The organism is Paenibacillus sp. BK720 (assembly GCF_011761545.1).
Lineage (GTDB): Bacteria > Bacillota > Bacilli > Paenibacillales > Paenibacillaceae > Pristimantibacillus.
Window position 1 is genome coordinate 1,129,901 of sequence record NZ_JAASRQ010000001.1, and the last position, 20,581, is coordinate 1,150,481.

Genomic DNA, 20,581 nt, shown 5'->3' on the forward strand with positions numbered 1-20,581 from the left:
ATCTCCGGCACTCTTTTATCCTCGAACGACGGATGGGTTTTGAACCACCTTACATTCAGTGGAGAAGGGTGGGGGAGGACAATGGCCGGTTTCCCGTTAATCTGAGCGTTTCGAGGACCAAGTCTTCGAAATTTTCCTTTGGAAACAAATATTTCGCCGCTCGGGCACCGATGATGATATAGATCTGATTGTCCACCATCTCCATCTCTTTGGCGAGCCATTTATTCGCGCAGGCAAGCGGCGGAGGGTTGTCTCCGCCTTTAGGGTGCTTGCCGGGAAAGCAATGGGCGAGACCCGTCATATAGAAGTTATCTTCATTGTAAAAAATGTCGTCCGTAATTTGATACCACTGATACTTCAGCTTTGCCCCCGAAGGGTCATTAAACGGCAGGCCGCTCTCGTGCACCTTTTTGGAGGGAGCTTGACCGATCTGCATGATCTTCGACTGCGCTTTTCCGTGGAAGACGGGATGGGGCGTAAATCCAAATTTCTGTTTGCAATCCATACAGCTTATTATTTGTTCTTTTATTTCATGAAAGCTCATTGTCTACTCTCCGAATATCTATATAGTATCTTCTAGTTTGAACCATTTGCCGTATTGAGAGAATAACTTCCGTTTAAGTTTATCCCCAACCATAGGAAAAGTCTGCTCAAAGGAATAGTTGTAAAAATCCAATAGATCCGTCCGTACGGACCTTAACATAGAGATGAGTTCATCGTGTTTATACGAAATGCAGAACATGGCTTTTCTCTTTTCCTCAGACATTTCTTTATTCCATTTCCCTGAAAAATCATCGGACCAAACCTTAACGTTATTCTCTTCGTATTGAAGGGATGGGTAAGGATCATGACCAAGCCATGGACTTGTTCCGCCTCGTACCGACTTGTATACCTCCTGCCAATCTTCCAGTCCGCAGCAGCAGCTTGGAGTTATTACGCGTTCCTCGTCCGCAAAAGCGATTCCGCCGCTTATGGCGACTTCATCCTTTTTTATTAGCTTCTTGAAAACCTTATCCGGTTTTTGTTCAATATCTATATCGTTATACCAGCATAACAACGTCAGAAAGAGTACGGCGTCTTCCGTTGTGGAATTTTTCGATAGGATAACCGTATCTTTATAATTAACTTCCGGCAGCCAAGGGGGCTGCTTGCAGAATGGATTTGTGATGACCGCATGTATTTTTGCCATGTGACAACTCCTGTCAGCCTTGCAGGGTAAAATGGTTCTTCGCTATATTTTCTCACAACGCTAACATGTAGACAATTCTTCTTCGCATATATAATTCTGATGGAAGCCGGATTTGACACTGCTTCCGTTGTCCGGAGGATGCGGAAGTGAAGATTAACGCAGTGTTCGAAGGCGGAGGAGTGAAGGGAATATCGCTGGCAGGTGCGGTCAGAGCCGCGGAGATGCAGGGGATTCAATTCAACCAGGTGGCGGGTACGTCAAGCGGGGCTATCATTTCTGCGCTGATTGCGGCGAATTACAGCGGTCTGGACATCAAGCGGATCGTGGAGAATACGCCTTTCTCGTCGTTTCTGAAGAGATCGTTTATCTTTAACCTGAAGGTAATCAGTCCGGCTTTAAGGGTGCTTATCAAAAAGGGGCTTTATAGCGGCGAAGCGCTGGAGTATTGGATGTCATGCCTGCTGGAGGCAAAGGGGATAAAAACGTTTGGGGATTTGCCGGAATGCAAGCTTCGCATCGTAGCTTCGGATATTACGAACGGGAGATTGCTTGTGCTGCCGGAGGATGTAAGGATTTACGGCATGGATCCGCAGAAGCTGAGCGTTGCGCGGGCAGTCCGGATGAGCGCCAGCATTCCCTACTTCTTCGACCCGGTCGTCATCCGTTACTCGAAGCTTCTTTCCTTAACGGATAACGGTAAAGAGAAAGCGAAGCTTCATCAGGCTTATATCGTGGACGGAGGCTTGTTAAGCAATTTTCCGTTATGGCTGTTCGATAAGGAGCAGGCGGGAAGAACGAATCCCGTTCCGACGGTAGGCTTCCAAATGGTCGGTAAAAACGACAACGAACCGCATGAAATACGCGGTCCGTTGACAATGCTTGAAGCGATATTCGAGACGATGATGCAAGCCCATGACGAGCGCTACATTAAGAAATATGCGCGCGACCGGACGGTGAAAATTCCTACTCTAGGTGTCCGGACTACACAATTCCATCTGCCCGAAGGGATGGCGGAAAAGCTGTTCCAATCCGGCTTCAAGGCCGCAACGCAGTTTTTCGAGGGCTTTAGTCAATGATACTTCGGCAGGTCATCGTCATCTTTGCCGCCATCGATTACCCGGAACGGCGCGCGGCGGGACTTCGGTTTTTGCCGAGGTGTCGTTTTTGTTTGTTTCACGTAAGGCTGCTGTCTGACCCGGACACGGGTGCCCCATGTGTTGGGCGGATATTTATACAGCAGGAAAATGCCGCCCAGCACAATGATGGGAATTAGAAACGAAGTAAGATGCTGTCCGATTCCGTACAAAATCCCGATGGCCAGTAGCGTCAGCACGATAATTGACGATGCGTTCCATCTCCGCGGCATAATATCACCTGTCCTTTAAGTTGGAATGGATTTAAGCCTTGATGCCCATTTCCTTATCGAGCTCGCGCATCCGGTTGAAGGAAGCGATCGATACGGCGACTTGATCATCCTTGGGCTCTTTAGTCGTAAGAAGCTGAAGCCACAGTCCCGGATAACCCAGGTAGCGCAATACCGGCACATCGCGCAGGGCGTTTGTCCAGCGGAGCACTTCGTAAGAGATACCCAAGGTAACCGGCAGAAGCAAAATCCGGATGTAGACGCGTTCCCAAATGCTGTGCCACTCGAAGATCGGAAGGGAGTAGATGATAACCCCTACGATAACGGTGAAAATGATAAAGCTGCTGCCGCAGCGGTAATGAAGCCTGCTGTACTTCTGAACATTGGCGACGGTTAACTCCTCGCCGGCTTCGTATGCGCTGATGACCTTGTGCTCGGCGCCATGGTATTGGAACAGCCGTTTGATGATCGGCGTCATCGACATGAGATACAAATAGGCAAGAAGCATAATGAGTTTAATAAGTCCTTCTAACAGGTTATGACCAACTTTGTTCTCGAATACATTCTCGAACAGCAAACTTTCAATCGCTGCCGGCGCTGCGGTCAGAAGCAGCTTGCCGAATATAAAGGAAATAACCCCCGCCGCGGCAACGCCCACAATCATGCCCAGGCTCCAGCCGGACTTTTCCTTCTTCAGGGCTGCGGCTTTATCCGCCTCGGACATATCCGAGGTCTCGTCCTCCGCATAAGCCTCCATGGAGAAATTCAAATGCTGGGAGCCCTTGGCGCTGGAATCAATAATTCCTACGAAACCACGGACGAGAGGGATTTTCTTAAGAATTTGGATCCACCGCTGCGTCGTGCGGGGCACCTCGTAAAAAACGATCTCATCGTTTTTTCTGCGTACAGCGGTTACATTTACATGCTTGCCTGCGAACATGACGCCTTCGATTACCGCTTGTCCGCCGTAAATGCTTGTAGTGTTCTGAGACAAGAGCTTGTCACCTTCCTTAATAGTATCGTCCCGATCAGGTGACGAAAGGTATACGTCTATTGTACTTGATCGTTAACGGATTTGCCAACGCCATCATGTTGGTTATCCGTGGAGCTAAAGTCGCATACTAGGAGAAGACTTCAAGCGGATAAAAAAATGGAGGGGCATACGCATGGCGGTAACGAATGAAAGCAGCAAAAGCAATGGCGGCGAGCGTCAGAAAAGCGAGTACGGCGGTCAACATCATACGAATCCATGGCTGTTCAGCAGTATGATCGGATTCTTTGCGGGCTTGATCTGGGGAATCCTCCGATGGCTCTTTTACGAAATGAAATTTACGACCGAGCTGCCGGGTTTGTTTGCAGACCCGTTCTTTCAGTCTTCTTATTTAAGGACAGGCTGGGGGATCGTCGTTGGCATTGCGAGCTATATCCTATTTTCCGTTCTGGCTGCGCTGCTATATAAAGTGCTGCTAGGCAGGCTGAGAGGGCCATGGCCGGGCGTATTGTACGGACTTGCGTGGTGGGCGGTCATTTTTCTGCTGCTGGGTCCGGTACTTGGCATGTCCCGTCAAATTACGGTTGCCGGCTGGAACACGTTGTTCTCCGAGTTGTGCATTTTCCTCTTATGGGGGCTATTTATCGGCTATTCGATCGCTTTCGAATTTACCGACGAAGCATCGCGGGAACCGCTAGGCGCGCATTAAGCAGGTTGCGACTTCTCAAGAAGCGGTCATATGTGGTAAAATGGCTAATGATCTTTGGCTAGATGCAAGACTTTCGCTGATTGGGAGGTGCGGAATTGCTTAGAATTGTTGTTTTGAACGGGCCTAACTTAAATATGCTTGGCGTACGGGAGCCGGGCGTTTACGGCACAGAGACGCTGGCCCAGATCGAAGCGAAATTGCGCGAACAAGCTTTGCAGCTTGACGTGGAGCTGGATTTTTTCCAATCCAATCACGAGGGCGCCCTTATTGACCGGATACATAGCGCATTTGGGCAGGCGGATGGTATACTCATAAATCCGGGTGCATTAACGCATTACAGCTATGCGCTCAGAGACGCGTTAAGCACGGTGGCTCTGCCGGTTGTCGAGGTGCATCTGTCCAATATACATAAACGCGAATCGTTCCGTCATGTATCGGTCATTGCGCCGGTGGCGATTGGCCAAATCGCAGGCTTTGGCGGTCAAAGCTATGAGCTTGGACTTGCAGCGCTTGTTGCAAAGCTTCAAAATGGTGCAGCGTGAAAGGGGAGCTTAACATGACACTCGAAAGAGTTAACCGGCTGAGACATGCGATGGCCGAGAAAAACCTTGAAGCGATCATTATCGGAAGCGAGCATAACCGTCGTTATCTCAGCGGATTTACGGGATCGTCCGGAACGGTTGTTATTACCGAGCAGGAGCAGTTCCTGTTTACGGACTTCCGTTACATGACACAGGCACCGCAGCAGGCGCCTTCTTTCCAGGTGATCGAGCATGGATCGAAAGTCATCGGGGATATCCGCGATCTGTTGGCAGGCAAAGGAATTCGCAGCGCAGCCTTCGAGCAGGATCAGGTCGTATACAGCCAATATGCAGCCTGGAGCGAAGCATTAGGCGAGATCAAGCTGACGCCGGTATCCGGTCTTGTCGAGGATCTGCGGATGATTAAAGACGATGCGGAGCTGCAAATTATGCAGGAAGCGGCCGATCTGGCCGATGCCACGTTCCGTCACGTGCAGAACATCATCAGACCCGGCGTGAAGGAAAGCGACATCGCGCTCGAGATGGAGATGTACATGAGGAGCCATGGGGCGACTTCATCCTCCTTCGACACGATCGTAGCGTCCGGCGAACGCTCCGCATTGCCGCATGGCGTGGCTAGCGAGCGGGTTATTGGCAATAATGAGTTTGTAAAGCTTGATTTCGGCGCCTATTATAAAGGATACTGTTCCGACCTCACCCGTACGGTTGTCGTTGGAACGCCTACCGATAAGCATCGCGAAATCTATGACATCGTGCTGGAAGCCCAGCTTCATGCTCTCGAGCACATCCGGCCGGGCATGACCGGCCACGAGGCCGACGCGCTTGCCCGCGATATCATCACGAAGCACGGTTACGGCGATAAGTTCGGCCATAGCACAGGCCACGGACTCGGCATGGAAATTCACGAGTATCCGCGCCTTGCAAGAAACAGCGATACGATTTTAACCCCCGGAATGACTGTGACGGTTGAACCCGGCATCTATCTCCCCGGCTTTGGCGGAGTGCGGATCGAGGACGATATCGTCATCACGGAATCCGGTATTAAAATATTAACCTCATCCCCGAAACAATTGATTACTCTGGGTTAAGGACTATTAAAGCAGCTAATTCAGGAGGGAATTTGAAGTGACAGTTTCAGTTAACGATTTCAAAACAGGCTTGACCGTCGAAGTGGACGGCGACATTTTCTCGGTTACCGAGTTCCAGCACGTAAAACCAGGTAAAGGCGCGGCGTTCGTTCGCTCCAAGCTGAGAAATCTCCGCAACGGCAACGTTGTAGAGAAAACTTTCCGTGCGGGCGAGACAATCGGCCGCGCAATCATCGAGAACCGCGAAGTACAATACTTGTACAACTCCGGCGAAGAGTATACGTTCATGGATAACGAAACTTACGACCAATTCGGCCTGGACAAAAAGCAGCTCGAGTGGGAACTGAACTTCCTTAAAGAGAACATGAACGTAAACATCTCGAGCTACCAAGGCGAAATCATCGGTATCCAAATGCCGAACAGCGTTGAGCTGAAAGTCGTTGAGACAGATGCAGCCGTTAAAGGCAATACCGCGCAAGGCGCGACTAAGAATGCTAAAGTCGAAACAGGCCTGAACGTTCAAGTTCCTCTGTTCATCAACGAAGGCGATGTACTCCTGATCGATACCCGTGAAGGCAAATACATCTCCCGCGCATAGCATGGAAGACAAGCCGTCCGAATCCTCCGATTCGGGCGGCTTTTTCTTTTTCGACAAAATCCGTGGGCGGATATACCCAGACAAGCCGGGGATGTGCTATACTATTGACTTGTATGTTATATGTCAAGGTTGGGAGTGAATCAGCTTTGTCGTTGATTGTGATGAAGTTTGGCGGAAGCTCGGTAGGATCGCCGGAGCGGATGCAGCGTGTTGCGAAGCGGATTGTGGACAGTCAACTGGCGGGCAACCGCGTCGTTGTTGTCGTTTCCGCAATGGGAGATACAACGGATGATTTAATCGATCAGTCGAAGCTGCTTAATCCGAACCCGCCGGCGCGGGAGATGGATATGCTGCTTACGACGGGTGAACAAATATCGGTTGCATTATTGTCGATGACGATTCATCAGCTGGGCCATCAAGCCGTATCGCTTACAGGCTGGCAGGCTGGCATTCGGACGGAAGCAGTACACAGCAAGGCGAAGATTACGGATATTCGTCCTGATCGTTTGTTCAAGGAATTGGATGCGGGCAATGTTGTTATTGTCGCGGGCTTCCAAGGCATGACGGAAGACGGAGATATTACAACGCTTGGACGCGGCGGATCGGATACGACAGCCGTGGCGCTTGCCGCAGCCATCAATGCGGATGTGTGCGAAATTTATACGGACGTGGACGGCGTTTATTCGACGGACCCGCGCGTAGTGAAATGCGCGCGCAAATTGAATGAAATTTCGTATGACGAAATGCTGGAGCTTGCACATTTGGGCGCAGCCGTTCTTCACCCTCGCGCGGTGGAATACGCAAAGCATAACAATGTGAAGCTTGTCGTGCGTTCCAGCTTTACGCAAAACGAAGGTACTAGTGTGAAGGAGGAAGCGATCATGGAGCAAGGCGTAGTCGTACGCGGCATCGCTTTTGACAAAAATGTAGCAAGAATCAGCATCCTCGGCGTTGAGGATGAGCCAGGCGTACTCGCTAATGTATTCGGTTCGCTGGCAACTAGCGGAATCGACGTAGACGTTATCGTGCAAAGCGGAGTGAAAAACGGCAAAGCGGATTTCTCCTTTACGGTATCCGGCGATGACGAAGCTCGTGCGGTTGACGTCATCAACGGCATTCGCTCGGAAGTTCCGTTCAGCGAAGTTACTTCCGAATCGGCCCTAGTGAAAGTCTCGATCGTTGGCGCGGGTATGGTCAGCAACCCTGGCGTTGCCGCAACGATGTTTAAGGCGATTTCGTCGCTTGGCGTCAGCATCAAGATGGTCAGCACTTCCGAAATCAAAGTATCCTGCATTATCGCAGCCGAGCCTCTGCAAGAGGTTGTTCGCTCGCTTCACACGGCTTATGGCCTGGACACTGCGGAGCAAGTATTCGTCGGCGGACCTCAAGACCGCCGTTAATAAGTAACTTCCCATAGAAAACGGCCGTGCAGGATTTAACCCTCACGGCCGTTTTTTTGTCCCCATTAAATTGGTTAAATACAAACGAAGCATTTTGAATGATTCTGGAGAAGCGTAGCGTTCGCTTTTGTGAGGGGATTCCAACCTTGTTTAGTCTAAATGGAAGGAATCCCCGAGCAATGGCGATCGGAAGAACATTCAAATGCGCAGTTTGCTATTTTACCAATCGTCTATCCGCCGCTCATTAGCTTAAACAACTTATACAAAATCGCCGTAATCCCCGCAGCCATCAAAGGGCCAACCGGAATGCCCCGCAGAAAAATAATGCCGAATATCGAGCCGATGACAAGCCCAACGACCATTTGCGGATCAAGCTTAAGCAAATCAAGTCCCTTGGCATTCATATAGGCGGCCGCGGCCCCGCCGATCAAGGCAAGCCAGCCCGGCCAAGTATTGAAGGCGGCAATCAGCTCCTTCATCTGCACTTTGCCGGAGGCAAACGGGACAAGGACGCTTAACGTAAGGAATAATAAACCGAGCTCCAGCCCCCGACGCTCAATCGAAGGCAGGAACCGGCTGAGATGAAGCAGCTTGACGGCCAGAAGCACGCAAGCCGCTGTCGCAATAATAGGCGAACGGCCGATCAGACCAATCACAATCAAACCTACTAATATCAATTCACCAGTCATCATTCGTACCCCAGTCATGAAGCGGATAAACTGCTTGCTTCATTATATGGACAGACACTGGCGAATATGTCAGCATCAGGAACAGATCAACGTATCTCCGCGTGCCTGCAGCCGGGGAACTCCCGTAAAGGTGTCAACCTCCGAGCAGAGGTCGATATCCCTCGCCATGCCCAGCTTAATAAGCCGTTTGCCGGTTGCACCTTGCCGGAGCGTTTCTTTTATATCATTGGCGCGTTCTTGATAGAGTGATAGCATGGCGAGTCCGAAGTCATCCATCTCGAGCGGACCGGAACCCAGTTCCTGCATTCTGGCAAGAAGCAATCCTGCGCATAAACCATCCTCAATGGCAAATTCATCATGGCTTCCCGCACACAAAATAACAACGTCACGCCGAAGATCAACCGCTGCTTTCGCGCATGCGGAGGCATTCAGCAAAGCAGCTACCAGTACATAATCCGCCCGGGTTGATTTATGAATGGCCCGGGTGCCGTTCGTTGTCGTTAAGATGACACGGCGGTCCTTAATCGAATTGAGCAGCAACTCGTCAGGCGAATTTCCGAGATCGAAGCCGGCGATTTTCTTGCAGAAGCGTTCCCCGCATAAAAGATCGCCTGCCTGCTGCGCAGCCCGTGCCTCCATCACGGTCTCTACCGGAACAACGCCAGTGGAGCCTGCAGCCAGCGCGGTAACAATAGAGCTCGTAGCCCGAAGCACGTCGATAATAATAGCCGTTTTGTGGACGAATTGCGCGGAGCTGGCTTCATTCACGCTTGAAATGACTTGCACCTGCATAGCAATCGCTCTTCCTTTCTGTTGTTGCTTAAATCATGTAATGAGCGGGCTCCTCCCTCATTCCGAACTCGAAGGTGTCGGAACGGAGTCCGCGGCGCATGGCTTCAAGCGCCAAGGCATCGCTTGGCTGAATGTTGCCAAGATGAACGTTTGGACCAAACTGCTGGAGCAAATAAGCCTGCTGCTGCTTCAGCGGCGCTTCCCACATCAAACAGTCCTGGTTCGTCATTTCGGCCAGAATTTGCTCAATCGTCTGCTCGCGGCAATTGCCCTTTTCGTCAAATAGGCCAACATCGATGCCGGATTCCCTGGCTTCTACCGTAATCCATGCGGCGCCAGCCGCAAGGTCGTAATCGGCTGTAACCGCCAATTGCTCCGGATCAATCAGGGAGCCTGCCGTTTTTTTGCCGTATTCGGTAATAACCAGAAGCCCCCTTTGCTTGCCCTCTTTAATAAGCTCTGTCCGCTGTTTCCTGCTCATTTCGATTGTGCCGTCCGAAACCTCGATTCCATTAAAGCCAAGCTCGCAGATGGAATCAAAAAACGATCCGGTCAAGTGCTGCTGGACTGCCGTTTCCAATAGCGTTCCGCCTGGCATGATGATAAGCCCGTGCTTGCGGGCAAGCTCGATTTTGCGCTGCAGGAACTCAGGTTCATAGAGTACGGCGGTGCCGAAGCCAAGCTTGATCACATCCGTATACGGACCCGCCACCTGAATGAGATCGGCGAAAGCGTTTAATCCGATTCCTTTGTCGATTACCATCGTTTTACCTTTATGTCTTGCAGGGCTGTAATCGCGATATCCGCTCGGATCATGCAGAGTGCGGTGCCAGAAGCTTGCTTTTGTCATGGGAGTTGACTCCTAACATAGGATGATACCCGCATGAGGCGGGGCATGGAGCCAATATATGCAGCAACTGCTGGGCGTGTGCCCGAACGGCAAGCATGAATAGGAGACGAGCCTGCATAGGATGTAAAGATGGAATGTTGTCATACCTGTTGGAATAAGGCCAGATTCGTTACGAATGGACAAGGAGGTGAACGGTTATGTTGAATAAAATCGTCCTCACCATGGCGTCTCTGCGGATAACCTCGGGGACAATCGAAATTTGCGCGGCGCTGCTTATGCTTCGGTTAAACCAGATCGACAAAGCGCTGGTCGTCAATTCGTCGCTCGCGTTAGTAGGACCTTTTATATTAATAGCAACAACAACAATTGGACTCATAGGCATGACAGACAAGCTTTCTTTCGGAAAACTGGCTTGGGTTGCGGCGGGAGTGCTTTGTTTGCTTATAGGAATCTTAAAAAAATAGCAATCTAGCAATCTGCAAGAAGTTGGACATATTTATGAGGGTCAAGCATACAAATAAGAGTACGTACGAAGGACTTTTCATCCGGGAGTGATAACTCATGCTGGACCGTGTCATGCATCTGCTTCCGCCGGAGCTAAAGGCGGTGCTGGAGAGGCTGCCTGAATCGGCAATGGAGCATTTGGAGGAAATCCGGATTCGGGAGGGCCGGCCGCTCGAGCTCGGTATCCGGGGGCAGTCCCGCTTCGCCGCAAGCGACGGCACTCTGCGTGCAGGCAGCGACGGAGCGTACAAGCCAACTGCCGATATATGCCGTAAGCTTCTGGAGAAAATAACCAATCATTCGCTATACGCTATGGAAGAGGAATTAAAGAGGGGATTTATTACGGTAGCGGGCGGTCATCGGATAGGGCTTGCCGGCAGGACGATTCTGGATGGCGGCCATGTACGAGGGATACGCGATATCGGCGGATTCAACATCCGGATTGCCCGGGAAGTAGTCGGCTCGGCGCGAAACCTGCTGCCCAAGCTGTTGGACAAGAACCGCAAGACGGTTCATTCGACGCTGATCCTCGCCCCTCCCCAGCAGGGCAAAACGACTATCGTCCGAGACATTGCCCGCTCTATCAGCTACGGACATTGGGGGCTGTTCGAGAATGCGGCAGGCTGGGCCGGGCGCAAGGTTGGCATCGTGGACGAACGGTCGGAGATCGCCGCTTGCGTCAGGGGAATTCCGACCTTTGACGTTGGACCGCGCACCGACATTATGGATGCGTGTCCGAAAGCGGAAGGCTTGATGATGCTGCTGAGATCCATGTCCCCTGAAGTGGTTGTCGCAGACGAGATCGGCCGGCCCGAGGATGGAGAAGCGATCCGCGAAGCCAGTCATGCCGGAATCAGCGTTATCGCTACGGCTCACGCTTACGATCTTCAGGATGCTAGAGGCAGACCGGTTCTGAAGCAGCTGCTCGAGGACGGTACCTTTACTTACGTCGCCGAGTTGAAGCGAACGGCGGAAGGGTTTATGCATCGGGTTGTTGCCGCAGATTGGAAAGACAAGCTGCCTCCCGCCGCCAGGGAGCCTACTGCCGCAGTCTCCAAAGGCGAGCAGGGGCGGTCATACGCCGGAATGCAAAGGGGAGATGCCCCTTGATCAAACTGCTGGGCGCTGTACTCATCCTTTTCGCGGGTACGATGATCGGCTTTCAACAGGCTGCCAGACTCGCTGCAAGGCCGCGGCAGCTTCGCCAGCTGGCCCATGCGCTGCAGAGGCTCGAGACGGAGATCGGCTATGGCCATACTCCGCTCCCGGAAGCGCTGGAGAGAACCGCGGAAGCTGTGCCGGAACCGCTCGCTGAACTGTTTCGGGATACCGCTGACCGGGTGCGGGGGCCTGAGGGGCTTACCTTTCGCGAGAGCTGGGAGCAAGCGATGACAAGCGGATGGGGCTTAACGGCGCTGCGGCAGACGGAGCAATCGGTCATGATGCGGCTTGGTTCTACCCTTGGCATCAGCGATAAGGAGGATCAGCTGAAGCATATCCACCTGGCGCTGCTCCAGTTGAAGGCGGAGGAAGACACAGCAAGAGAGGATCAATCGCGCTATGAAAAAATGTGGAAAAGCCTAGGTGTATTGATCGCCGTACTCGTCGTAATATTGATGGTTTAGTGGGGTGCCGCATAAATGAACATGGATGTGAGCGCTATTTTCCAAATTGCGGGTATCGGAATTATCATTGGCATGATTCATACGGTACTGAAGCAGATGGGGAAAGAGGATATGGCGCAATGGGTAACCTTGATCGGCTTTGTCGTTGTACTATTTATGGTCATTCGGCTGCTGAACGATTTGTTTCAAGAAATCAAGACGATCTTCCTGTTTCAATGAGTCGTCTAGAGATGCCGCAAGTAGGTGAATAGAGTTGGAGATTATTCAGATCGTCGGCCTCGGGCTGATCGCCACCATTCTCATCATTGTCGTCCGGGAGCAGAAGCCGTTGTTCGCCTTTCTGCTTGCGGCTTTTACCGGGCTATTCATCTTCATTTTTCTTATCGGTAAAATCGATTCGGTCATCAAGGTTCTTGAGGATCTGGCTAACCGCTCCGGCATACCATCCATCTACTTGAAGACGATTCTGAAAATTATCGGTATCGCCTACATCGTTGAATTTGGCGCACAGATTGTACGGGATGCCGGTCAGGAAAGCATAGCTTCCAGAATTGAGTTCGCCGGTAAGGTGCTTATCCTCGTCATGGCGGTTCCGATTATCAGCGTCATTGTCGAGACCGTAATTGGGCTGCTGCCGGCGGGGAGTTGAACGGATGAACAAGCTCTGTAAGTATACCGTCCGTTTGCTAGCGTTTGTATGCATCGCCTGGCTGGTCAGCATGCTTCTGGCATCGCCGGTAACGGCTGCCGGGATCGCTCCGGATGACGGAGCTGCTCAGCGGCCAAGCGAAGAGGCGATGACGGACCAGCTGACGGAAAGCCAGTTGAAGGGGTTGGACACGGGGACCGTCGAGAATTACTGGAACCAGCTGAAGGAGCAATACGGCGGTTACTTTCCCGACGAGAAGATGCCGAGCTTCTTCGAGATGCTGAAGCCCGGCGGCGAAGGGCTTAAGCTATCGACCGTATTCAAGGGATTGCTTGGTTACTTCTTTCATGAAGTTCTCTATAACGGCAAGCTGCTGGTCACCATCGTTATGCTCACGGTATTCAGCATGGTCCTGGAAACGCTGCAGAACGCTTTCGAACGCAATGCCGTCAGCAAAGTAGCGTACTCCATCACCTACATGGTGCTTATCATCATTGCCGTCAACAGCTTCCATGTCGCGATCGGCTATGCCAAGGACGCGATCGGCACCATGATCCAGTTCATGCTTGCCATGATGCCGCTGCTTCTCACCCTGCTCGCCGCGATGGGCAATGTCCTAACCGTCTCGATTTTGCATCCGCTGATCATTTTCATGATCCATACGGTTGGAACCGTCATTTACACCATCGTGTTCCCGCTGCTGTTCTTCTCGGCCGTCCTTCACATCGTTAGCGCTATGTCAGACAAGTTCAAAGTGACCCAGCTTGCGAATCTTCTTCGGAATATCGGCGTTGGGATCATGGGCGTGCTGGTTACGGTGTTTCTCGGCGTGCTTTCGGTGCAGGGGGCAAAAGGAGCGGTAACCGACGGAATTACGATGAGGACGGCCAAGTTCGTCACCGGCAATTTCGTTCCGGTGGTCGGCCGGATGTTCACGGACGCGGCGGATACGGTGATCTCGGCTTCCTTGCTTGCCAAGAATGCGATAGGCCTTGCCGGCGTTATTATTCTATTGTTTCTCTGCGCATTCCCGGCAATCAAAATACTGACGCTTGCGCTTATCTACAATGTCTCCGCAGCAGCGATGCAGCCGCTCGGCGATTCTCCCATCGTCACTTGCCTGCAGACGATAGGCAAAACGATGATCTACGTATTCGCCGCTCTTGCTGCCGTCAGTTTGATGTTCTTCCTGGCCGTTACCATCGTGCTCACGGCGGGCAACGCCGCTCTTATGGTCCGATGATGACTCTGCAGCATTCCGAAGGGAGCGAGGATTCGTGATTGCTTGGCTCAGCGATTGGCTGAAGGATATTATCGCGGTTATCATGCTGGCGGCATTCGTCGAACTGCTCCTTCCGAACAAAGCGATGCTTCGTTACGCAAGGCTGGTCATCGGTCTTCTCATTCTGCTTACGATCATGTCGCCAATCCTGCGGCTGCTGCAAGGAGACTTCAATGCCAAGCTGAAGGACGGAATCACTCATTGGGACCAGCTCGAGCCGCAGCATGAGGTGAAGATGCCGACCCTGAGCGATATCCAGAAAAAAGCCGATGAGCTTAACCAACAGCAAAACAATGACGCGGCGGCATTGATGGAGCAGACGCTGGAAGCGGCGATGAAGGATGCGGTAGTCAAGCAAATGAAGCTGGCGGTGGAGGCGGTGGACGTATCCTTGAACTGGGAAAAGCAGGGGCAGAAGCTAACGCCAACGATAGCTTCGGTGCTTCTGACCTTGCCGGCGGACAAAGAGGAACCTGCCGGAACGGCCGAGCCTGACGAGGAAGACGTCAAAGAGGTTTCCGCTATTTCGGTAGACGTGGACGTACGGACGGAAACGGACGAAACGGGGAAGCAGCAGGCGGAAGCAGGCAGGTCAGAGGCTAGTAATGGCTGGGTACAGGCCAATCCTTCCGAAAGCAAGGAGATCAGGGGTTTATTAGCCGAAGGCTGGGGGATCAATCCAGCAAACGTCCAGGTGAGGCAGCGGGCAGGGAATAGCGAATAAAGGAAAAAGGAGAGGAAGCGCAGTGGCCAAATGGCTGAGTGGTCTGGAATCGATGGTGGGCGGCGGTCCGGGTGGTCCGAAGCGGGTTAAGACATTTAGGCTGCTTCTCGTTATCGGTTGTATTGGAGCGGCCCTCATGCTGCTGAACTCCTTCCTCAAATTCGACAAGGTCGATACCTTGACCCAGGGGCCTAACCCGCCTCCCCAGGATACGGCAGCATCGTCGAATTCATTGTCAACGGACACGTCGCCGTTCGCGGCAATCGAAGGACCGCTGGAGAACAGGCTGAAAGAGATATTGGAGAAAATCGTTGGCGTCGGCTCGGTGGACGTGCTGGTGACGATCGATTCCACGGAAGAGATTGAAGTCGCCAGAACGGATCAGGAGTCGCAGTCCATCACGGACGAAATCGACCGCAACGGAGGCAAGCGGCATATTACGGCGATCAATAAAGATGGCCAGGTCGTTATAGCCGAAGTAGCGGGCGATCAGAAGCCGATCGTGACCAAGACGATTAATCCGAGCATTCGCGGTGTGCTGATCGTCGCCAAAGGCGCCGAGAATCTGACCGTGAGACGCCTTATCATAGACGCGGTGGAGAAGGGCGTTAACGTACCGGCCAACCGCATTTCCGTAGCGCCAAGCAAGCAATGACAATAAACCAATATTAGGAGGGTGTTCCCATGAACACGAAAAGACAAACAATTTGGCTCGTATCGATGCTCAGCTTGATGGTCGTATTGTCCGCGTATTACCTGTTTACGCAAGATACCAAATCGCCTGACATGCTCTCTGACGGCACGCAGCAGGAGCAGAAGGCGGGAGCGACGGAAGCGGCGGCGGGCAACAGCCAGATCGTTGCGGACCAAGTGGATCCTGCCGGCAACGCGTCCGCATCGGACGACGTCAGCATCTCGGATGCCGACAAGCAGGTGCTTGACCAGCTGGAATCGCAAGGCGGAGTCGACAGCAGCGTATTTGCCCAGGCTGAAGAGAAACGCAGCGAGCTGAACAGCACGCAGCAGGATAAGCTTTTGTCCGATATCACGAACCTGCAAAACCCTGACGACAGCAAAGCGGCAATGGAGCAGCTTGATCAACTGGAAGAGAAAAATTCCAAATTGACAAGCATCGAGAACGAGCTGATGAAGACTTTCCAACAGGCTATCGTTAACGAAGAAGGCAACGGCTACAAGGTTCTGGTGGAAAGCGAGAAGCTCGACAAGAGCCAGGCGGCTAACATTATCGACCTCGTTATGAAAACATTGGGCGTGGAAGCAGACCAAGTTTCCGTTCAATTTATCAAATAAGCATGGAAGAGGCCGGCAGGGTTTCAAGCCCTGGCCGGCTTTTTTTATTTGTGCCGCCGCCTCCTATTATTCGGTTCGGAACGCAGGATTTCTTCTTCTCCGAGGGATGCCGCAGCCGTTTGCGGCAGGCCATGTTAAAAAATTGATTCGTGTTCTGCCTCGTTTATGATATAATGTTAGACGTTATGTAAAGGATAACTAGGATTATCCATCGAAACTGAATAATGCTATTTGCATCTGAGAAAACGCATACGAAGCAGAAGGCTTCGGAAACTTTTAAGGAGTGAAAACTATTCATGTTCAAATTGAGCGAGATTAAGGAATTGATCAAACTGGTTGATCAGACTTCCGTTCATGAGCTGGAGATCGAAAACGAAGGAGCACGCTTATTCATTCGCAAGCCTGGCAAAACCGAAGTGGTGAATGTACAAGCTGCAGCCCCAATTACGCATACATATACGCAGGCGCCTGTACTTGCACCGCAGCCGGTACAAGAAGCTCCTGCAGCAGCCGTACAAACCAGCACGCCTGCAGCACGTCCCAACACGGACAACCTGCATCAGATTGTATCGCCGATGGTTGGCACCTTCTACAGCTCCCCGTCTCCGGACGCTGCGGCATTCGTGAAAGAAGGCGACCGCGTAAACGAGAAGAGCGTTGTATGCATCCTTGAAGCAATGAAGCTGATGAACGAGCTCGAAGCGGAGGTTCGCGGTGAAATCGTTGAGATTCTGGTGTCGAACGGTCAACTGGTTGAATACGGCCAGCCGCTCTTCCTTGTTAAGCCGGAATAATACAAGCTCCGAATTTGGAGAAATTGTTGCCTGAGAGGAGTACAAACGTGAAATTCCAAAAAGTATTAATCGCAAACCGAGGAGAAATTGCGGTACGCATCATCCGCGCATGCCGCGAGCTCGGTATTTCGACTGTCGCCGTCTATTCCGAGGCTGACCGCGATTCCCTGCATGTACGCCTTGCCGACGAAGCGTACTGCATCGGGCCAACCGCATCCAAGGACAGTTACCTGAACCTGACCAATCTAATGAGCGTGGCTACGATCACGGGCTGCGACGCCGTGCATCCGGGCTACGGATTCCTGGCTGAGAACGCGGATTTCGCCGAAATCTGCGAATCCTGCAACATTACGTTTATCGGTCCTTCCCCCGAAGCCATCAGCAAGATGGGCGACAAGGCGGTTGCCAAGCAGACCATGAAGGAAGCGGACGTTCCGGTTATTCCGGGCTCTGACGGCCTGATTGAAAATATGGAGGAGGCCATCCGCGTTGCCCGCGGCATCGGTTATCCGGTTATCATTAAGGCAACGGCCGGAGGAGGCGGTAAAGGGATCCGTATTGCCGATGACGAGGAGTCGCTTGTTCAACAAATTACAACCGCCCAGCAGGAAGCGCAGAAGGCGTTCGGCAATGCCGGCGTGTACCTGGAGAAATACCTGACGGGCATGAAGCACGTCGAAATTCAAATTATGGCCGACAAGCACGGCAACGCTGTCCATCTGTTCGAGCGCGACTGCTCCGTGCAGCGCCGCCGCCAGAAGCTTGTTGAAGAAGCGCCATGTCCGGTTCTGACGCCGGCCATGCGCGAGCGTATGGGCCGAGCAGCGGTGCGTGCGGCGCTTGCCGTGCAATATTCCGGTGCCGGAACGCTGGAATTCCTGCTTGGTCCGGACGGCAACTTCTATTTTATGGAGATGAACACGCGTATTCAGGTTGAGCATCCGGTAACCGAGATGATTACCAATGTCGATCTGATCAAAGAGATGATCTCCGTAGCCGAAGGCAACCCGCTGTCGTTCAAGCAAGAAGATCTTCAGATTAACGGCTGGGCCATTGAATGCCGCATTAACGCGGAAGATTCGGAGCGCAACTTTATGCCGTCCCCGGGTCCGATTCCGTTCTACCTGCCGCCAGGCGGCACCGGCGTACGGGTGGACAGCGCGGTATATCCGGGTTATACCATCTCCCCGCATTACGATTCGATGATCGCGAAGCTGATTGTTTGGGGCAGAACGAGGGAGGAAGCGATTGCGCGCATGAAGCGCGCCCTCTCCGAATTCGCCATCGACGGCATCAAGACGACGATTCCGTTCCACCAGAAGCTTCTGAATCACCCGGTTTTTGTGAAGGGTAATTTTGATATTAAATTCCTCGAGGAATACGACGTTAACCAGCCGGAATTGGCCGAATAGTACAATCTGCTCCTGGTTTGTCATATTTCACGTCGAATGCTATAGTATAGAAATAAGATGCGAAGGCAACACTCCGGTATTTACCTCCAGGTAAATACCCGGAGCGCGCAACTTTAAGGAGGTGTACAACCATCATGAGTACGATTGCTGCAGATTATGAGAGAACGGACATTGGCACGATTCAAATTGCCCCTGAAGTCATTGAAGTTATCGCCGGACTAGCTGCTGTCGAAGTGAAGGGCGTAGCGGGTATGAGCGGAGGTTTTGCAGGCGGTATCGCCGAGCTGCTTGGCCGCAAAAATTTATCCAAGGGTGTAAAGGTTGAAGTTGGCCAGCGGGAAGCCGCGGTCGATGTGTCGATTATCGTGGAGTACGGCAACCGGATTCCGGAGATCGCCTCGGAGATTCAACTGAATGTCAAGCGCTCCATTGAAATGATGACGGGATTGAACGTTATTGAAGTGAACGTACATATTCACGATGTCCATTTCAAGACGGAGAGCAAGCCGGAAGAAGAAGATACGAATTTCCGCGTGAAATAACATACACACGCAAATGAATTGAATTCATATAACCCCCTCGTGATGGTTATGCCGCTTCGCGCCAGGGGGTTTTCATTCGCTCAAATGCGAGGAGGCGTCACGTTGATCAGAATTATAGACAAGCTGTTCTTGTTTATTTACAGTATAGTCATCGGCGTTATATCCGTCTTTATTGCCTGTATCGGGTTTGAGTGGATACGGGAAGACGATTTAAATAATATGGTCAGCGAGCTGTATGGTAATGACTCATTCCTCATAACCGCCATTGTTGTTGGTCTGGTTCTGCTCGTACTCAGCTTGCGCTTCTTCATTGTATCGCTGAAGCGTTCCTCCTCTTCGGCACCTTCGATCGATCAACGCACCGATTTTGGCGATATTCGTATTTCGATCGAGACAATTGAGAATCTGGCTCTTAAGGCAGCCGGAAAGCAACGCGGCGTTAAGGATCTGAAGGCGCGGATACAGGCATCCGATTCGGGGCTCAACATTATTTTGCGCGCGGTAGTAGACGGGGAAAACTCCATTCCTAGTCTTACGGAGGAAATCCAGAAGGCCGTAAAGGATCACGTTGAGGAAATCGCTGGAATTCCGGTTTCGAACGTAGCCGTTTATATTGCTAACGTCATTCAATCCGCACCGAATAAAAGTCGCGTCGAGTAAAGGGGAGAATGCCGATGTGGAGGGAGTACTGGGCAGTCTATGGGAAGCGGACGGTCGGGGCTGCCGCCGGTCTGTTTTTTGGATTTGTGTACTTGTTTGCCGGTTTTTGGGACATGCTGTTTTTCATACTGCTTGTCTCGGTTGGTTATTGGATTGGCAAACAAAAGGACTTGCAAAACGGTTCTATCCTGCCTTGGCAGAGGCTTTGGTCATGGCTCATGGAAAGGTATCGGCCGTTTAGATAATCCTGTGGTCTCCTCCGTACGCCGGAAGATGGATTGCCGCCAGTTCCGGGCAGGGAGGAGATCATAGGTTTTTTTATAAAAATAAGAGTAGATCGGCAGAAAGGCTGCCGAGGAGGAATTCATGAAACGTAGATTAGCTCGCGAGATTGCAGTATCAAGCTTGTATCAATTGGAAATGAACGAAGTTACCCCCATGGAAGCCGTGGACATGCTTATGGAGGAAGCCCGTTCCGAGAACGAGATCGAAGCGGAATTCGTGGAAAACGACCAGACGGACAAATATGTCCGAGAGCTGGTTAACGGCGTAGCGGATAACAAAGCGGCGATTGACGAGATGCTTCAGCACTATTTGACCGGTTGGCAGGTTGACCGGTTGTCCCGCGTTGACCGTCAAATTTTGCGCCTTGCCTGCTATGAAATCGCATACCGCAGCGATGTTCCGCCTAAAGCCGCAATCAACGAAGCGATTGAGCTGGCCAAGCATTTCGGCACGGAGGAATCCGGCAAATTCGTTAACGGCGTTCTGGGCAAATTGCTAAAAGAGCGTGAAGGCGAGACGGCAAATTCGGAATCGACAAATTAGAGGAGCGGCCCTACGGCCGTGTACATAGGGAGAGATGAT

28 protein-coding genes are annotated in these 20,581 nt (G+C 51.9%); 21 read left to right on the plus strand and 7 right to left on the minus strand.

What is annotated here, in order from left to right; translation table 11 throughout:
* Positions 1-55: 55 nt before the first annotated feature.
* Together FHT67_RS04920 and FHT67_RS04925 are read right to left on the minus strand one after the other, a co-directional pair.
* Positions 56-505 (minus strand): uracil-DNA glycosylase family protein, encoded by a 450-nt coding sequence (locus tag FHT67_RS04920; protein WP_243866898.1) that lies wholly within the window; start codon positions 503-505, stop codon positions 56-58.
* A 57-nt stretch (positions 506-562) separates the two neighbouring features.
* Entirely contained in the window at positions 563-1,189 is a 627-nt protein-coding gene (locus tag FHT67_RS04925) for a hypothetical protein (protein ID WP_167196152.1), read from the minus strand.
* Positions 1,190-1,335: 146 nt separating this feature from the next.
* Between FHT67_RS04925 and FHT67_RS04930 the strand changes: the two genes are divergently transcribed.
* Entirely contained in the window at positions 1,336-2,265 is a 930-nt protein-coding gene (locus FHT67_RS04930; RefSeq protein WP_167196155.1) for a patatin-like phospholipase family protein, read from the plus strand.
* Here FHT67_RS04930 and FHT67_RS04935 read toward each other — a convergent pair.
* Both FHT67_RS04935 and FHT67_RS04940 read right to left on the minus strand, forming a co-directional pair.
* On the minus strand, positions 2,259-2,555 hold the full coding sequence (locus FHT67_RS04935; RefSeq protein WP_132304486.1) for a hypothetical protein: 297 nt from the start codon (positions 2,553-2,555) through the stop codon (positions 2,259-2,261). The genes FHT67_RS04930 and FHT67_RS04935 overlap by 7 nt on opposite strands.
* 31 nt (positions 2,556-2,586) lie before the next feature.
* Entirely contained in the window at positions 2,587-3,492 is a 906-nt protein-coding gene (locus FHT67_RS04940) for a DUF1385 domain-containing protein (RefSeq protein WP_132305298.1), read from the minus strand.
* A gap of 226 nt (positions 3,493-3,718) precedes the next feature.
* On the opposite strand from FHT67_RS04940, the gene FHT67_RS04945 reads away from it, so the two are divergent.
* From FHT67_RS04945 to FHT67_RS04965, 5 genes are all read left to right on the plus strand, one after another.
* Positions 3,719-4,252: a YqhR family membrane protein gene (locus tag FHT67_RS04945; RefSeq protein WP_132304488.1), complete on the plus strand. Its 534-nt coding sequence runs from the start codon at positions 3,719-3,721 to the stop codon at positions 4,250-4,252.
* Between the two features lie 95 nt (positions 4,253-4,347).
* A complete protein-coding gene (gene aroQ / locus FHT67_RS04950; protein ID WP_127494392.1) occupies positions 4,348-4,794 on the plus strand; it encodes a type II 3-dehydroquinate dehydratase in 447 nt (148 codons plus the stop codon).
* 14 nt (positions 4,795-4,808) lie between these two features.
* Complete coding sequence (locus FHT67_RS04955; RefSeq protein ID WP_132304490.1) at positions 4,809-5,882, plus strand: M24 family metallopeptidase; 1,074 nt, start codon at positions 4,809-4,811, stop codon at positions 5,880-5,882.
* 37 nt (positions 5,883-5,919) lie between these two features.
* Complete coding sequence (efp, locus tag FHT67_RS04960) at positions 5,920-6,480, plus strand: elongation factor P (RefSeq protein ID WP_132304492.1); 561 nt, start codon at positions 5,920-5,922, stop codon at positions 6,478-6,480.
* 146 nt (positions 6,481-6,626) lie between these two features.
* On the plus strand, positions 6,627-7,880 hold the full coding sequence (locus tag FHT67_RS04965) for an aspartate kinase (protein ID WP_132304494.1): 1,254 nt from the start codon (positions 6,627-6,629) through the stop codon (positions 7,878-7,880).
* A gap of 230 nt (positions 7,881-8,110) precedes the next feature.
* Here the strand turns inward: FHT67_RS04965 and FHT67_RS04970 are convergent, their stop codons facing one another.
* From FHT67_RS04970 to comA, 3 genes are all read right to left on the minus strand, one after another.
* Positions 8,111-8,569 (minus strand): DUF441 domain-containing protein, encoded by a 459-nt coding sequence (locus tag FHT67_RS04970; protein ID WP_132305300.1) that lies wholly within the window; start codon positions 8,567-8,569, stop codon positions 8,111-8,113.
* 75 nt (positions 8,570-8,644) lie between these two features.
* Positions 8,645-9,361: a 2-phosphosulfolactate phosphatase gene (locus tag FHT67_RS04975; RefSeq protein ID WP_132304496.1), complete on the minus strand. Its 717-nt coding sequence runs from the start codon at positions 9,359-9,361 to the stop codon at positions 8,645-8,647.
* 28 nt (positions 9,362-9,389) lie between these two features.
* On the minus strand, positions 9,390-10,211 hold the full coding sequence (gene comA, locus FHT67_RS04980; RefSeq protein ID WP_132304498.1) for a phosphosulfolactate synthase: 822 nt from the start codon (positions 10,209-10,211) through the stop codon (positions 9,390-9,392).
* A gap of 197 nt (positions 10,212-10,408) precedes the next feature.
* On the opposite strand from comA, the gene FHT67_RS04985 reads away from it, so the two are divergent.
* From FHT67_RS04985 to nusB, 15 genes are all read left to right on the plus strand, one after another.
* Positions 10,409-10,675: a YqhV family protein gene (locus tag FHT67_RS04985; protein WP_132304500.1), complete on the plus strand. Its 267-nt coding sequence runs from the start codon at positions 10,409-10,411 to the stop codon at positions 10,673-10,675.
* A 97-nt stretch (positions 10,676-10,772) separates the two neighbouring features.
* On the plus strand, positions 10,773-11,825 hold the full coding sequence (gene spoIIIAA / locus FHT67_RS04990; protein WP_167196158.1) for a stage III sporulation protein AA: 1,053 nt from the start codon (positions 10,773-10,775) through the stop codon (positions 11,823-11,825).
* Positions 11,822-12,340: a stage III sporulation protein SpoIIIAB gene (gene spoIIIAB, locus FHT67_RS04995; protein ID WP_132304504.1), complete on the plus strand. Its 519-nt coding sequence runs from the start codon at positions 11,822-11,824 to the stop codon at positions 12,338-12,340. Before spoIIIAA ends, spoIIIAB begins: the two co-directional genes overlap by 4 nt.
* Positions 12,341-12,355: 15 nt before the next feature.
* A complete protein-coding gene (gene spoIIIAC / locus FHT67_RS05000) occupies positions 12,356-12,559 on the plus strand; it encodes a stage III sporulation protein AC (protein ID WP_015843896.1) in 204 nt (67 codons plus the stop codon).
* A gap of 34 nt (positions 12,560-12,593) precedes the next feature.
* Positions 12,594-12,989, plus strand: coding sequence for a stage III sporulation protein AD (gene spoIIIAD, locus FHT67_RS05005; protein WP_015843897.1), 396 nt, complete (start codon positions 12,594-12,596; stop codon positions 12,987-12,989).
* A gap of 4 nt (positions 12,990-12,993) precedes the next feature.
* Positions 12,994-14,232, plus strand: coding sequence for a stage III sporulation protein AE (gene spoIIIAE / locus FHT67_RS05010; protein ID WP_167196160.1), 1,239 nt, complete (start codon positions 12,994-12,996; stop codon positions 14,230-14,232).
* Between the two features lie 34 nt (positions 14,233-14,266).
* Positions 14,267-14,995, plus strand: a complete 729-nt coding sequence (gene spoIIIAF, locus FHT67_RS05015) for a stage III sporulation protein AF (RefSeq protein WP_132304508.1) — start codon at positions 14,267-14,269, stop codon at positions 14,993-14,995.
* Between the two features lie 22 nt (positions 14,996-15,017).
* Positions 15,018-15,650, plus strand: coding sequence for a stage III sporulation protein AG (gene spoIIIAG / locus FHT67_RS05020; protein ID WP_167196163.1), 633 nt, complete (start codon positions 15,018-15,020; stop codon positions 15,648-15,650).
* Between the two features lie 29 nt (positions 15,651-15,679).
* Positions 15,680-16,306 carry a SpoIIIAH-like family protein gene (locus FHT67_RS05025; protein ID WP_132304512.1) on the plus strand — a complete coding sequence of 209 codons (627 nt, stop codon included), beginning with the start codon at positions 15,680-15,682 and terminating at the stop codon, positions 16,304-16,306.
* Between the two features lie 296 nt (positions 16,307-16,602).
* Positions 16,603-17,100, plus strand: a complete 498-nt coding sequence (gene accB / locus FHT67_RS05030) for an acetyl-CoA carboxylase biotin carboxyl carrier protein (RefSeq protein ID WP_127494363.1) — start codon at positions 16,603-16,605, stop codon at positions 17,098-17,100.
* Between the two features lie 47 nt (positions 17,101-17,147).
* Entirely contained in the window at positions 17,148-18,512 is a 1,365-nt protein-coding gene (gene accC, locus FHT67_RS05035; RefSeq protein WP_132304514.1) for an acetyl-CoA carboxylase biotin carboxylase subunit, read from the plus strand.
* A gap of 134 nt (positions 18,513-18,646) precedes the next feature.
* Positions 18,647-19,054: an Asp23/Gls24 family envelope stress response protein gene (locus FHT67_RS05040; RefSeq protein WP_132304516.1), complete on the plus strand. Its 408-nt coding sequence runs from the start codon at positions 18,647-18,649 to the stop codon at positions 19,052-19,054.
* A 102-nt stretch (positions 19,055-19,156) separates the two neighbouring features.
* A complete protein-coding gene (gene amaP, locus FHT67_RS05045; protein WP_132304518.1) occupies positions 19,157-19,714 on the plus strand; it encodes an alkaline shock response membrane anchor protein AmaP in 558 nt (185 codons plus the stop codon).
* 14 nt (positions 19,715-19,728) lie between these two features.
* Entirely contained in the window at positions 19,729-19,959 is a 231-nt protein-coding gene (locus tag FHT67_RS05050; protein ID WP_015843906.1) for a DUF2273 domain-containing protein, read from the plus strand.
* Between the two features lie 121 nt (positions 19,960-20,080).
* Positions 20,081-20,542: a transcription antitermination factor NusB gene (nusB, locus tag FHT67_RS05055; RefSeq protein ID WP_132304520.1), complete on the plus strand. Its 462-nt coding sequence runs from the start codon at positions 20,081-20,083 to the stop codon at positions 20,540-20,542.
* The last annotated feature ends 39 nt before the right edge of the window (positions 20,543-20,581 follow it).

Coding starts and splice junctions, on each gene's coding strand:
- FHT67_RS04920 (WP_243866898.1), bottom strand. CDS start 505: ATGGATTGCAAACAGAAATTTGGATTTACGCCCCATCCCGTCTTCCAC.
- FHT67_RS04925 (WP_167196152.1), bottom strand. CDS start 1,189: ATGGCAAAAATACATGCGGTCATCACAAATCCATTCTGCAAGCAGCCC.
- FHT67_RS04935 (WP_132304486.1), bottom strand. CDS start 2,555: ATGCCGCGGAGATGGAACGCATCGTCAATTATCGTGCTGACGCTACTG.
- FHT67_RS04940 (WP_132305298.1), bottom strand. CDS start 3,492: ATGTTCGCAGGCAAGCATGTAAATGTAACCGCTGTACGCAGAAAAAAC.
- FHT67_RS04945 (WP_132304488.1), top strand. CDS start 3,719: ATGGCGGTAACGAATGAAAGCAGCAAAAGCAATGGCGGCGAGCGTCAG.
- FHT67_RS04955 (WP_132304490.1), top strand. CDS start 4,809: ATGACACTCGAAAGAGTTAACCGGCTGAGACATGCGATGGCCGAGAAA.
- FHT67_RS04970 (WP_132305300.1), bottom strand. CDS start 8,569: ATGACTGGTGAATTGATATTAGTAGGTTTGATTGTGATTGGTCTGATC.
- FHT67_RS04975 (WP_132304496.1), bottom strand. CDS start 9,361: ATGCAGGTGCAAGTCATTTCAAGCGTGAATGAAGCCAGCTCCGCGCAA.
- comA (WP_132304498.1), bottom strand. CDS start 10,211: ATGACAAAAGCAAGCTTCTGGCACCGCACTCTGCATGATCCGAGCGGA.
- FHT67_RS04985 (WP_132304500.1), top strand. CDS start 10,409: ATGTTGAATAAAATCGTCCTCACCATGGCGTCTCTGCGGATAACCTCG.
- spoIIIAA (WP_167196158.1), top strand. CDS start 10,773: ATGCTGGACCGTGTCATGCATCTGCTTCCGCCGGAGCTAAAGGCGGTG.
- spoIIIAC (WP_015843896.1), top strand. CDS start 12,356: ATGAACATGGATGTGAGCGCTATTTTCCAAATTGCGGGTATCGGAATT.
- spoIIIAE (WP_167196160.1), top strand. CDS start 12,994: ATGAACAAGCTCTGTAAGTATACCGTCCGTTTGCTAGCGTTTGTATGC.
- FHT67_RS05025 (WP_132304512.1), top strand. CDS start 15,680: ATGAACACGAAAAGACAAACAATTTGGCTCGTATCGATGCTCAGCTTG.
- accB (WP_127494363.1), top strand. CDS start 16,603: ATGTTCAAATTGAGCGAGATTAAGGAATTGATCAAACTGGTTGATCAG.
- FHT67_RS05040 (WP_132304516.1), top strand. CDS start 18,647: ATGAGTACGATTGCTGCAGATTATGAGAGAACGGACATTGGCACGATT.
- FHT67_RS05050 (WP_015843906.1), top strand. CDS start 19,729: ATGTGGAGGGAGTACTGGGCAGTCTATGGGAAGCGGACGGTCGGGGCT.
- nusB (WP_132304520.1), top strand. CDS start 20,081: ATGAAACGTAGATTAGCTCGCGAGATTGCAGTATCAAGCTTGTATCAA.